The following is a 12,799-nucleotide window of genomic DNA, read 5'->3' on the forward strand; positions in this document are numbered from 1 at the left end:
CATTCCTTTCCCTCACCTTGAGCGGAATGGACTCAACTTTGTGTACGTTGGAAGAGTCATGGGAGCTGCCCGCCCCGACCGACGTACGACGAGGAGGAGCGAACGCACGTGGATGCCGAGCTGACCAACAAGAGCCGGGACGCGATCAACGCCGCAAGCAGCCGGGCCGTCGCCGGGGGCCACCCGGATCTGACCCCCGCGCATCTGCTGCTCGCGCTCCTGGAGGGCGAGGACAACGAGAACGTCGTCGACCTGCTCGCCGCGGTGGACGCGGACCAGGCCGCCGTGCGCGCCGGCGCCGAGCGGCTGCTGGCCGCGCTGCCCAGCGTGACCGGTTCGACCGTCGCCCCGCCGCAGCCCAACCGGGAACTCCTGGCCGTCATCGCGGACGCGGCCCAGCGGGCCAAGGAGCTGGGGGACGAATACCTGTCCACCGAGCACCTCCTCATCGCCCTCGCCGCCAAGGGCGGAGCGGCCGGTGAGATCCTCTCCGAGCAGGGGGCGAGCGCGAAGAAGCTCCTTGCCGCGTTCGAGACGAGCAGGGGAGGGCGCCGGGTGACCACACCCGACCCGGAGGGTCAGTACAAGGCGCTGGAGAAGTTCGGTACGGACTTCACGGCGGCCGCACGCGAGGGCAAGCTCGACCCGGTCATCGGCCGGGACCAGGAGATCCGCCGGGTCGTCCAGGTGCTGTCCCGGCGCACCAAGAACAACCCGGTGCTCATCGGCGAGCCCGGCGTCGGCAAGACCGCCGTCGTCGAGGGCCTCGCCCAGCGCATCGTGAAGGGCGACGTACCGGAGTCGCTGAAGAACAAGAAGCTGGTCTCGCTGGACCTCGGCGCGATGGTCGCGGGCGCGAAGTACCGCGGCGAGTTCGAGGAGCGCCTCAAGACCGTCCTCTCGGAGATCAAGGAGAGCGACGGCCAGATCATCACGTTCATCGACGAGCTGCACACCGTCGTCGGCGCGGGCGCCGGCGGCGACTCGGCGATGGACGCGGGCAACATGCTCAAGCCGATGCTGGCGCGCGGCGAGCTGCGCATGGTCGGCGCGACCACGCTCGACGAGTACCGCGAGCGCATCGAGAAGGACCCGGCCCTGGAGCGCCGCTTCCAGCAGGTCCTGGTCGCCGAGCCGTCCGTCGAGGACACCATCGCGATCCTGCGCGGGCTCAAGGGCCGTTACGAGGCGCACCACAAGGTGCAGATCGCGGACAGCGCGCTGGTCGCGGCCGCGACCCTCTCCGACCGGTACATCACCTCGCGCTTCCTGCCGGACAAGGCCATCGACCTGGTCGACGAGGCGGCGTCCCGGCTGCGCATGGAGATCGACTCCTCGCCGGTCGAGATCGACGAACTCCAGCGCTCCGTCGACCGGTTGCGCATGGAGGAGCTGGCGCTCAAGAACGAGACCGACGCCGGTTCGCTCCAGCGCCTGGACAAGCTCCGCAAGGACCTCGCCGACAAGGAGGAGGAGCTGCGCGGCCTCAACGCCCGCTGGGAGAAGGAGAAGCAGGGCCTCAACCGGGTCGGTGAGCTGAAGGAGAAGCTCGACGAACTGCGCGGCCAGGCCGAACGCGCCCAGCGCGACGGCGACTTCGACACCGCCTCCAAGCTCCTCTACGGCGAAATCCCGGGCCTGGAGCGGGAGTTGGAGGAGGCCGCCGAGGAGGAGGCCGAGCAGGAGAAGTCCAAGGACGCCAAGGACACCATGGTCAAGGAGGAGGTGGGCCCCGATGACATCGCGGACGTGGTCGGCGCCTGGACCGGCATCCCCGCCGGACGCCTCCTGGAGGGCGAGACGCAGAAGCTGCTTCGCATGGAGGACGAGCTGGGCAAGCGCCTGATCGGCCAGACGGAGGCCGTGCGCGCGGTCTCGGACGCGGTGCGCCGCACCCGGGCCGGCATCGCCGACCCGGACCGGCCGACCGGCTCGTTCCTCTTCCTCGGCCCGACGGGCGTGGGCAAGACCGAGCTGGCCAAGGCCCTCGCCGACTTCCTCTTCGACGACGAGCGGGCCATGGTCCGCATCGACATGTCGGAGTACAGCGAGAAGCACTCGGTGGCCCGTCTGGTCGGCGCCCCTCCCGGCTACGTCGGCTACGAGGAGGGCGGCCAGCTCACCGAGGCCGTCCGCCGCCGCCCGTACTCCGTGGTGCTCCTGGACGAGGTCGAGAAGGCCCACCCCGAGGTCTTCGACATCCTGCTCCAGGTCCTCGACGACGGGCGCCTGACCGACGGGCAGGGCCGCACGGTCGACTTCCGCAACACCATCCTGATCCTCACCTCCAACCTGGGCAGCCAGTACCTGGTCGAGCCCTCGACCAGCGAGGAGGTGAAGAAGCAGCAGGTCCTGGACGTGGTGCGGGCCTCCTTCAAGCCGGAGTTCCTCAACCGCCTCGACGACCTGGTGGTCTTCTCGGCGCTCAGCAAGGACGAGCTGTCCCACATCGCGGGGCTCCAGATCGACCGCCTCGCCAAGCGTCTGGCCGACCGCAGGCTCACCCTGGAGGTCACCCCCGAGGCCCTGGCCTGGCTCGCCGACGAGGGCAACGATCCCGCCTACGGCGCTCGCCCGCTGCGCCGCCTGATCCAGACCGCGATCGGGGACCGGCTCGCCAAGGAGATCCTGGCGGGCGAAGTCCGCGACGGCGACACGGTTCGGGTCGACCGATTCGGGGAGGGGCTCATCGTGGGGGCCGCGAAGTAGTGCCGATCGCACCCCCCGGCCCCGATTCGCTCAGCTCCTGGCGGATACCCGGGGTCGGGGGTTGCCAGCCCTGCCCCGGCATGGGGGAGGATGACCGGAACCGTACGAAGGAAGATTCACGATGAGCATCGACCCGTCCTCGATTCCGAATTTCGGGGCTCAGCAGGGCCCGCAGCCCGGCGGCGCGCCGACCGGGCCCGTCGTGCCCGACCAGGATCTGGTGAAGCAGCTCCTGGACCAGATGGAGCTCAAGTACGTCGTGGACGACGAGGGCGACCTCGCCGCGCCCTGGGAGGATTTCCGTACGTACTTCATGTTCCGCGGCGACGACGACCAGCAGGTCTTCTCGGTGCGGACGTTCTACGACCGGCCGCACAGCATCGACGACAAGGTCCAGATCCTGGAGTCGATCGACGACTGGAACCGCCGCACCCTGTGGCCCAAGGTCTACACGCACACCCACGACGACGGCACGGTCCGCCTCATCGGCGAGGCGCAGATGCTGATCGGCACCGGCGTGGCCCTGGAGCACTTCGTGTCCTCCACGGTCAGCTGGGTGCGCGCCTCCATCGAGTTCGACAAGTGGCTCCTTGAGCAGCTCGGCCTGGAGAAGGACGTCGACGGCGACGAGGGCGAGGAGTCCGGCGCCCCGGACTCCGAGTGACGCGGTCCTTGCGCCGTTCGCCTCACAGCGCCATCGAGGCCCGCGTCAGCAGATAGGCCCCGTAGCAGAACGAGAGCCCGGCCAGGGCGACGGTCACCGCGACCGCCGCCCGGGGCCGGGCTTTCGTCAGTGCGAGCGCCGGCGGGATCAGCAGCGGGAAGGCGGGCAGCAGGAAGCGCGGCTTCGACTCGAAGTAGCCGGCCCCGCCGACCGTGATCAGGACGAGCACGCCGGTGTAGACGAGCAGCGGCAGCGACGGCCGGTCGAGTGCGAACAGCACGAAGAGCAGCACCAGCACCGCGGTGAGCAGCGCCGCCATCGGGAAGCCCAGCTCGAACGGGAAGGTCGCGAGCCGTTTGGCGAACCGCAGCGTGCCCACGCCGAAGTCGAACCGGGACGTCCACCCGGACTGCACCGCGAAGTACCCGCCGACCGGGTCGCCCTCGCGCAGCCCCACCCACAGGACGTAGCCGCACCAGCCGAGCGGCGCGAGCAGCGCCCCGGCCCAGGGCCGCCAGGAGCGCTCGCCGCGCCGGATCTCCACGGCGGCGGCCACCAGGACGGCGGCGGCCACCGCGACCGCGTTGGGCCGCGAAAGCCCGGCGAGCAGCGCGAGCGAGCCCGCCCACAGCCAGCGGCGCTCCAGGACCGCCCACAGCGACCAGGCCGCGAACGCCGTCATCACCGGCTCGGTGTACGCCATCGTCAGGACGACGGCGTGCGGGAGCAGCGCCCAGAGCAGCACCAGGAGGGTGCCGACGGGCCGGCCGTACAGGCGCTCGCCGATCAGGTAGATCGCACAGGCCGCAGCCCCTGCCGCCGTCCACGACAGGAGCAGCCCGGCGGTGCCGCCGGTGACGGGCAGGACGGTGGTCACGGCGCGGATCAGGCCCGGGTAGAACGGGAAGAACGCCAGGTCGCTCTGGACCGCGCCGTCCGGCCAGAACAGGGTGCGACCGTAGCCGTGGGCGGCGATCCGGGTGTACCAGTCGGCGTCCCAGGCGGTGGCGAGCCGGGCCCGGGGCGACATGTCCCGGTGCCAGGCGGCGGCCGCGAACACCAGGAGTCCGGTCAGCCGTGCCGCGGCGAACAGGCCGAGCGCGGGGGCCGCCCGGCGCAGGGCGGCCGCCCCGCGCAAGGCGCTCGTGATGCCGCCGGCCCCGCGGAAGCGGGTGTGAGCGGTGATCTCGGCGGACAGGGGGCACCTCCGGGCGCGCGTGATCGGTTCAGACCGACCATCGGCGCGGATCCCGCGTCCCGCGACCGCAACGCCCCCGACCGGGTTGGAACTCCGCCCGCCCGGCGGTGCGTACGCGGTCACGGGGGCCGTGCGGGCGCCCCGTCCTAGCCGGCCAGTGCCTTGAGGCGGGTGACCGCCTCTTCGAGTACCGCCGTCTGCTTGCAGAAGGCAAACCGGACAAATGGTGCACCTTCCTCGCGGTGATCGTAGAAGACCGCGTTCGGGATCGCCACGACGCCGCAACGTTTCGGCAGGGCGCGGCAGAACGCGAAGCCGTCGCTCTCGCCCAGCGGGCGGATGTCGGTGGTCACGAAATAGGTGCCGGCCGGCCGGAACACCTCGAACCCGGCCGCCGCGAGCCCGGCGCTCAGCAGGTCCCGCTTGGCCTGGTGGTCGGCGCGGAAGTCGTCGAAGTAGGACTCCGGAAGCCGCAGCGCCTCGGCCACCGCGTACTGGAAGGGCCCCGAGCCCACGTACGTCAGGAACTGCTTGGCCGAGCGGACGGCGGTCACCAGCTCGGGGGACGCGGTGATCCAGCCGACCTTCCAGCCGGTGAACGAGAACGTCTTGCCCGCCGAGCCGATGGTGACCGTGCGCTCGCGCATGCCCGGCAGCGACGCGAGCGGGATGTGCTCGGCGCCGTCGAAGACGAGGTGCTCGTACACCTCGTCGGTGATCACCAGCAGATCGCGCTCGCAGGCCAGCTCGGCGACCGCGGCCAGCTCCGCGCGGCTCAGGACCGTCCCGGTCGGGTTGTGCGGGGTGTTGAGCAGCAGGAGGCGGGTGCGCGGGGTGACGGCCGCGCGCAGCTCGTCCAGGTCGAGGGCGAAGCCGCCGGCGTGCGGGCGCAGGGTGACGGGCACGCGGGTGCCGCCCGCCATCGCGATGCAGGCGGCGTACGAGTCGTAGTACGGCTCCAGGGCGACGACCTCGTCGCCGGGCTCCACGAGGGCCAGCAGGGACGCGGCGATCGCCTCCGTGGCGCCCACGGTGACGAGCACCTCGCGGTCCGGGTCGTACGCCAGGCCGTAGCGGCGCTGCTGGTGCCCGGCGATCGCGGTGCGCAGCTCGGGGATGCCGGGACCGGGCGGGTACTGGTTGCCGTGGCCCTCGCGCAGCGCGCGGACCGCCGCCTCCCGGACCGCCTCGGGGCCGTCGGTGTCGGGGAAGCCCTGGCCGAGGTTGATGGCCCCGGTCTGCTGGGCGAGTGCGGACATCTCGGCGAAGATCGTCGTGCCGAACTCGGCGAGGCGGCGGTTGAGGAGGGGACGCGCGCTGGAGGTCATGACGGCCATCCTGCGGGCAACCTCTGGAGTTGCTCAAGTGTGCTTTGGCGCTCGGCGCCGGAGGGCATCCCCCTTCCACGCGGGACGACGGGGACCGCCCAGGAAGAAGGTGGTGGGGGACATGGGCATAGCGGTGGTGGTGCTCGTGCTGGTGGCGCTGCTGGTCGTGGCGGTCCGGGTCGCACGGCAGGCGCGCAGGACCACGCGTCGTCGTTCGGCTGCCGCCGGCGCAGCCGCGGGCGGCAGCTGGTGGGCCGGTGGGGGCTCGGACAGCGGGAACGCCTCCGACGGGGGCTCGTCCGACGGGGGCGGCGGCGGGCACCACGGGGGCGGGCACCACGGCGGCCACTCGTGCGGCGGCGGTCACTCTTGCGGAGGCGGCGGCCACTCCTCGTGCGGCGGCGGCTCCTCCTGCGGGGGCGGCGGCTGCGGTTCGAGCTGAGCGGCCCGTTCGGGTGACGGCCGTGCGGGTGCATCCCGCCGGCGGCCCGCAGGGGTGACGGGCGGCCGGTCGGGGCGGTCGCGGCTGACACGGGGCAGCCGATTCCGCCGCCGGTTCCGCCCGTTGTGCGCCCGGTCGGTCACGGCCGGCCGGGCGCCTTCTTTCGCGCCGGTAGTTGAACGTTTGAACCGAGTGGCCCCCGAGGGGATGGAAACCCCATCAAGTTGGGTAAAAAAGCTGTGAGCGCCGCGCACTTCATGATTCCCTCGCAGATGAGAAACGACGCAGCCTTCGGACTCCGGGCGATCAGACAGCGGTCCCCGTCCTTCGTTGCGGTCCGAGGCGACCTCGGCCACCCACCCGCCACATGTGTGTTTTGCGGAGCCCCTCCATGCTCACGACCCTCAAGACCGCCTATACCGACACGCGTGCCGCCGACCTCGCCTGGGCGCTGGGCCGCGAGCCGCTGCCCGCCCTTGCCGTGCTCGACCTCGAACTGTCCGGTGCGAAACTCCAGTTGAGACTTCTGGGCGCCTCCCACCAGGTGCTCCTCGACGAGGAGCGCGGCACCTGCTCGGAGACCGTCGCCTGCATGCCCGGCAGCAGCACCCCGCTGCCGCTCGGCGTGGCGAAACGGCTCGGTGAGTGGGACTACGAGTTCGCCGCGCGGGTCGAGACGCTCTCGCAGGGCTCGTTCGCGGGGCGCGCGCAGGAGCTCCTCGCGCTCGTCGCCGATCACCCCAACGGCCTGGCGGGAACGTTTCCCGGATCCCCGCACGCCTTCACCGCGATGCTCGCCCAGCGCGGCGAGGGGCAGGTGTGGTGGCGCACGTGGCACGCCTATCCGCAGGAGGGCCAGCTCGTGGTGACGCGGACCCGGGTCGGCGTGCGGGTGGCCGCGCCCGCCGGGCTCTGAACCCTTCGATTCCGCTGCGTTTGGCTCCAGTTGAACCCGTGTGGGTGACAAGATGCGAACGGAGCGTCACGTAGCGTTCGGCAGGTGATCGAACCGCTCCCCGCTCCCGTGAGTAGTCCGCGGTCGGGCCGGTTCCTCGTCCTGGCCGTCGTGTTCATCTGCGCCGCCTGCGGTCTCGTCTACGAGCTCGAACTGGTCGCCCTCGCCTCGTACTTGATCGGCGACTCGGTCACCCAGGCCTCCGTGGTCCTCTCGGTGATGGTCTTCGCGATGGGCGTCGGCTCGCTGCTCGCCAAGCGGCTGCGCTGCCGTGCCGCCGTCGGCTTCGGCCTCATCGAGGCCGCGCTGGCCCTGGTGGGCGGCTGCTCGGCGATCGCCCTGTACGCCACGTTCGCCTGGTTCGGCGGCTCGCGCTACGCCCTCGTCGCGTTCTCCCTCGCGATCGGCATACTCATCGGCGCCGAGATCCCGCTCCTGATGACCCTCATCCAGCGCGTCTCACGCCGGGCCGCGGGCGACGTGATCGGCACGGTCGCCGATCTGTTCGCCGCGGATTATGTGGGCGCGCTCGTCGGCGGACTGGCCTTCCCCTTCCTGCTGCTGCCCCAACTCGGCCAGCTGACGGCCGCGTTGCTCACCGGCGCGGTCAACGCGGTGGCGGGCGGCTCGCTGGTGCTGCTGCTCTTCGGCCGCGACCTGTCCCCGCGCGCCCGCTGGACCCTGATCGGCGCGAACGCGGCCGTGCTCGCGGTGCTCGCGCTCACCACCGCCCTGGTCGGCGACTTCGAACAGGCCGCGCGCCGCGCCGTGTACGGCGGGCAGGTGCGGGTCGCCGTGCAGACCCGCGTCCAGGAAGTCGTCCTGACCGGCAAGGGCGGCAGCCCGCTCGACCTGTTCCTCGACGGCAGGCTGCGGATCGACGGCCGCGACGCGGCCCGCTACCGCGCGGCCCTGGTGGCGCCCGCCCTCGACGCGGGCCCGCACGGCCGCGTCCTGATCCTGGGCGGCGGCGACGGCCTGGCCGCCCGCGAGGCGCTGAGCCACCCCGGCGTCCGCTCGGTCACCCTCGTCGAGATCGACCCGGGGCTGGTCCAACTGGCGCGTGAGGACCCGCAGTTGGCGGCCCTGAACGGACACGCCTACCGCGACCCGCGGCTGCGTACGGTGATCGCGGACGCCTTCGGCTGGCTGCGCGGCGACGGCTATGCCGCGGGCTCGTACGACGCCATCGTGTCCGACCTGCCCGACCCGGGCATCACCGCGAGCACCAAGCTCTACTCGCAGGAGTTCTACGGTCTCGCCGCCCGGCTGCTCGCGCCCGGCGGCCGGCTCGTGGTGCACGCGGGGCCGGCGGCCGCCCGCCCCCGTACGTTCTGGACGGTCGCCGCCACGGTCCGCGCGGCCGGCCTCACCACGGTCGAATACCGCGCGACGGGCAGCGGCGCGGGGTTCACCGCGGGCCCCGACCGCGCCTCCGCCTCGCCGAAGTCGCCCCGCGACTGGGGCTTCGTCCTGGCCGCCCGGCCCGCCCCGCGCCCGTTCACCACCGGCGCGGCCGGGGCCCGCTCGGGTGTGCGGCTGCCGCTCGGCAGCGAGCCGCTGGCCCCGCCCCGGGGCGCGGACGCGGTCCCACCCTCGACGCTGGTGCACCCCCGGTACGCCGACTGAGGCGCCGGGCCCGGTGCCGGTGCGGGGCGCGAGGCCGGGACGGCTGATGGCGGTGGTGCTCGGCGGGGGGGGGGGGGGGGGGGGGGGGGGGGGGGGCTGACGGGAGGGGTGCGCGGCGGGGCTGGGGCGTGTGGCGCCCGAGGGGTGTCCGGGATCGGCGCCGCGTTTGCGCAGACGCGGTGGCCGGTGCTGGGTAGGCTCGATGGCTATGGAGCATGAGGTGTTCGTTCCGGTCGAGACCCCGTCACTCCGGCAGACGCTGCGCGACCCCGGCCTGGTCGCCCGCTGTGTGCCGGGGCTACAGCAGGATGCGGGCGAGCCGCCCATCGCGGGTCGGCTGAAGGTCCGGCTCGGCGGGAGCACCATCACCTACCGCGGCGCCCTGCGCATCAGCGAGCAGGACGAGGACACGTTCGCCTTCGAGGGCGAGGGCGTCGAGGTCCGCGGCGCGGGCGCCGCCAAGCTCACCCTGACCGTACGGATCGCGGAGGCCCCCGGCGGCACCACCCTCGCCTTCACGGGCACGGCCCTCGCCGAGGGCCGGGCCAACGACGTGCCGCGCGACGCGGCTGTCGCGTCGGCGCTGCGGCTGCTCGACCGGTTCGCCGCACAGCTCGCCCGCCCCGCCCGCCCGGAACAGCCGGACCCGGCGGCGGCGTCCGACGATCCGCGCGTCCCGAAGGCGCAGGCCGCCGACACCGACCTCAACACGGACCTGGAGGGCTCGGACCATGTGCCGGCCCGGGACCCGGACCGCGTATCGGGCCTGGACGCCGATCTGGACGGCGAGCTGGACGCCGACGACCTCGCCTCCGTCTTCGACGCCGAGGTGCCGCCGCCGTCCCTGGACCCGCTCGCCGACGAGGAGTTCTCCATCGAGGTCGGCGAGCCCGTGCCCGTCGAGGCCGCGCACGCCCGCCGCACCATGATCGGCCGCAGCGCCGAAGAGGTCGACCACGCACCGCCGCGCGGCCGGTACGCCCCGGTGCCCGCGCCCTCGGGCAGCACCGCGAGCGCCACGCTGCGCTGGGTCGCCCCGGCCGCCGCGCTCGCCCTCGCCTCCGCGGTCGTCGTCGGCCGCGTGCTGCGGCGCCGGCACTGAGCGGCCGGGTGGCCCGCCGGACACCGCCGAGCGGCCCGGCGGCCCGCCGCGACACCGCGCCGGACGGCCGGGCCGCACCCGTCCCGATCCGTGGCGCGTGCGGTGATCCCACAGCCGGGGATCAGCGGCTAGGGTCGGGGCCGTGAGCAGTGACCAGATCAAATTGGGCGTCGGCGCCGCTGAATTGACCGTCGACGCGGGCAACGGCTGCCGGATCAGCAGCCTGCGGATCGACGGCACCGAAGTGCTGCGCCAGGGCGACAAGTACGGCTGCTTCCCGATGGTGCCGTGGTGCGGCCGCGTCGAGAACGGCCAGTTCCGCGACGGCGGAGTGAAGTACCAGCTGCCCCTCAACTCGCCGCCGCACGCCATCCACGGCACCGCCCGCGACCATGCGTGGACGACCGCGCGGGTCTCGGACACCGAGGCCGTGTTCACCTACGAACTGGCCGAGCCCTGGCCCTTCAGCGGCAGGGTGACCCAGATCTTCGAGCTGACGCCGGACGCGCTGACCGTGCGGATGGGCGTCGAGACGTACGACAACTCCTTCCCGGCGCAGGTCGGCTGGCACCCCTGGTTCGTGCGCGAGATCGACGGCAGCCGGGTCGGGCTGGCCTTCGACGCCGCGTGGCAGGAGGAGCGCGGCGAGGACCATCTGCCCACCGGACGGCGCATCGATCCACTGCCCGGCCCCTGGGACGACTGCTTCGGGATGCCGGACGGCGTCGATGTCACCCTCACCTGGCCCGGCCGCCTCGAACTGAAGGTGACCAGCCCCACCGAGTGGGTCGTCGTCTACGACGAGCAGGCCGAGGCCGTGTGCGTGGAGCCGCAGTCGGGGCCGCCCAACGGGCTCAACACGCTGCCTCGCCTGGTCACCCCCATCGAGCCGCTGGAGCTGGCGACGACGTGGAGCTGGCGCAGCCTGTGAGGTGCCCCCTTTAAGCTGGCTGCCATGACTGACGCACGAGCTGACCTGCTCCAGCAGATCAAGGACAAGGCCGTGGTGCACGGCAAGGTGACCCTCTCCTCCGGGATCGAGGCCGACTACTACGTCGACCTGCGCCGGGTCACCCTTGACGGCGTCGCCGCGCCGCTGGTCGGCCAGGTGATGCTTGACGTCACGGCCGAGTTCGACTTCGACGCGGTCGGCGGCCTGACCATGGGCGCCGACCCGGTGGCCGGCGCGATGCTGCACGCCGCCGCCGCCCGCGGCCGCACCCTGGACGCCTTCGTCGTCCGCAAGTCCGCCAAGGCGCACGGGATGCAGCGCCAGGTCGAGGGCCCGGACATCAAGGGCCGCCGGGTCCTGGTCGTCGAGGACACCTCGACCACCGGCGGCTCGCCGCTGACCGCCGTCGAGGCGGTCCGCGCGGCCGGCGCCGAGGTCGTGGCCGTCGCCACGATCGTGGACCGGGCGACGGGCGCCGCCGAGAAGATCACCGAGGGTGCGGGCGTGCCGTACGTCTTCGCCTTCGACTCGACGGAGCTGGGGCTGGCGTAAACAGCGCCCGAGGTCGCGCGAAACTCGTGACCTAGGTCCCGGGTTGCGCGAAGCCGATGCGCTGACCTGCGGATTCTCGAAAGGGCGGGCCGTTTCACGTGAAACGGCCCGCCCTTGGCGCGTCCGCCGGGTGGAGCCGGGGCCAGAGTCTGGAAAGATGGGCCGCGACGATGACGTCGCCCCCAGGTCAGGGCCAGCACATATCGCACACCCCGCACATCACAAGGAGCGGACAGATGCCCATCGCAACCCCCGAGGTCTACAACGAGATGCTCGACCGGGCGAAGGCAGGCAAGTTCGCCTACCCGGCCATCAACGTGACCTCGACCCAGACCCTGCACGCTGCGCTGCGCGGCTTCGCGGAGGCCGAGAGCGACGGCATCATCCAGATCTCCACCGGTGGTGCGGAGTTCCTGGGTGGCCAGTACAACAAGGACATGGTCACCGGCGCTGTGGCCCTGGCCGAGTTCGCGCACGTCGTCGCCGCCAAGTACGACATCACGGTCGCGCTGCACACCGACCACTGCCCCAAGGACAAGCTGGACGCCTACGTCCGCCCGCTGATCGAGGTCTCCGCCGAGCGCGTGGCCCGGGGTCTGAACCCGCTGTTCCAGTCCCACATGTGGGACGGCTCCGCCGAGACCCTCGCGGACAACCTGGCCATCGGCCAGGAGCTGCTCGCGAAGGCCGCCGCCGCGAAGATCATCCTTGAGGTCGAGATCACCCCGACCGGTGGCGAGGAGGACGGCGTCAGCCACGAGATCAACGACGAGCTGTACACGACCGTCGACGACGCGCTGCGCACCGCCGAGGCGCTCGGCCTGGGCGAGAAGGGCCGCTACCTGCTGGCCGCGTCCTTCGGCAACGTCCACGGCGTCTACAAGCCCGGCAACGTCGTGCTGCGCCCGGAGCTGCTCAAGGACCTCCAGGCGGGCGTGGGCGAGAAGTACGGCAAGGCCTCGCCGTTCGACTTCGTCTTCCACGGCGGCTCGGGCTCCACGGCCGAGGAGATCGCGACCGCGCTGGAGAACGGCGTCGTCAAGATGAACCTCGACACGGACACGCAGTACGCGTTCACCCGCCCGGTCGCGGACCACATGTTCCGCAACTACGACGGTGTGCTGAAGGTGGACGGCGAGGTCGGCAAGAAGTCGACGTACGACCCGCGCACCTGGGGCAAGCTGGCCGAGGCGGGCATGGCCAAGCGGGTCACCGAGGCCTGCGCGAACCTGCGCTCGACCGGTACGAAGCTGAAGTAGGCGTTCCGT

At 72.3% G+C, this 12,799-nt stretch carries 11 protein-coding genes; 9 read left to right on the top strand and 2 right to left on the bottom strand.

The features are described from left to right. The first annotated feature begins 108 nt into the window (after positions 1-108). The gene (clpB, locus tag CG740_RS05135) at positions 109-2,709 is read left to right on the top strand and encodes an ATP-dependent chaperone ClpB (RefSeq protein WP_100573749.1); all 2,601 of its coding nucleotides are present in this window, start codon (positions 109-111) and stop codon (positions 2,707-2,709) included. 121 nt (positions 2,710-2,830) lie between these two features. Next, the gene (locus CG740_RS05140) at positions 2,831-3,373 is read left to right on the top strand and encodes a YbjN domain-containing protein (protein ID WP_100573750.1); all 543 of its coding nucleotides are present in this window, start codon (positions 2,831-2,833) and stop codon (positions 3,371-3,373) included. Between the two features lie 22 nt (positions 3,374-3,395). Here the strand turns inward: CG740_RS05140 and CG740_RS05145 are convergent, their stop codons facing one another. Together CG740_RS05145 and CG740_RS05150 are read right to left on the bottom strand one after the other, a co-directional pair. Continuing rightward, entirely contained in the window at positions 3,396-4,511 is a 1,116-nt protein-coding gene (locus CG740_RS05145) for a glycosyltransferase family 39 protein (protein ID WP_100574240.1), read from the bottom strand. 206 nt (positions 4,512-4,717) lie between these two features. Beyond that, positions 4,718-5,908 carry a pyridoxal phosphate-dependent aminotransferase gene (locus tag CG740_RS05150; RefSeq protein ID WP_100573751.1) on the bottom strand — a complete coding sequence of 397 codons (1,191 nt, stop codon included), beginning with the start codon at positions 5,906-5,908 and terminating at the stop codon, positions 4,718-4,720. Between the two features lie 112 nt (positions 5,909-6,020). Between CG740_RS05150 and CG740_RS05155 the strand changes: the two genes are divergently transcribed. From CG740_RS05155 to fbaA, 7 genes are all read left to right on the top strand, one after another. Beyond that, positions 6,021-6,341, top strand: a complete 321-nt coding sequence (locus CG740_RS05155) for a hypothetical protein (RefSeq protein ID WP_100574241.1) — start codon at positions 6,021-6,023, stop codon at positions 6,339-6,341. Positions 6,342-6,732: 391 nt separating this feature from the next. Continuing rightward, positions 6,733-7,257: a DUF2617 family protein gene (locus tag CG740_RS05160; RefSeq protein ID WP_100573752.1), complete on the top strand. Its 525-nt coding sequence runs from the start codon at positions 6,733-6,735 to the stop codon at positions 7,255-7,257. 84 nt (positions 7,258-7,341) lie between these two features. After that, positions 7,342-8,925 (top strand): polyamine aminopropyltransferase, encoded by a 1,584-nt coding sequence (locus tag CG740_RS05165; RefSeq protein ID WP_199846345.1) that lies wholly within the window; start codon positions 7,342-7,344, stop codon positions 8,923-8,925. A 208-nt stretch (positions 8,926-9,133) separates the two neighbouring features. Then, entirely contained in the window at positions 9,134-10,027 is an 894-nt protein-coding gene (locus tag CG740_RS05170; protein WP_107488356.1) for a carbon monoxide dehydrogenase, read from the top strand. A gap of 142 nt (positions 10,028-10,169) precedes the next feature. Next, positions 10,170-10,958, top strand: coding sequence for an aldose epimerase family protein (locus CG740_RS05175; RefSeq protein WP_100573754.1), 789 nt, complete (start codon positions 10,170-10,172; stop codon positions 10,956-10,958). Between the two features lie 24 nt (positions 10,959-10,982). Beyond that, on the top strand, positions 10,983-11,531 hold the full coding sequence (gene pyrE, locus CG740_RS05180) for an orotate phosphoribosyltransferase (protein ID WP_100573755.1): 549 nt from the start codon (positions 10,983-10,985) through the stop codon (positions 11,529-11,531). A 236-nt stretch (positions 11,532-11,767) separates the two neighbouring features. Then, positions 11,768-12,790, top strand: a complete 1,023-nt coding sequence (fbaA, locus tag CG740_RS05185; protein WP_100573756.1) for a class II fructose-bisphosphate aldolase — start codon at positions 11,768-11,770, stop codon at positions 12,788-12,790. Positions 12,791-12,799 lie beyond the last annotated feature (9 nt).

The sequence above is a fragment of the Streptomyces sp. CB01201 genome, from assembly GCF_002803085.1.
Classification (GTDB): Bacteria; Actinomycetota; Actinomycetes; order Streptomycetales; family Streptomycetaceae; genus Streptomyces; species Streptomyces hundungensis.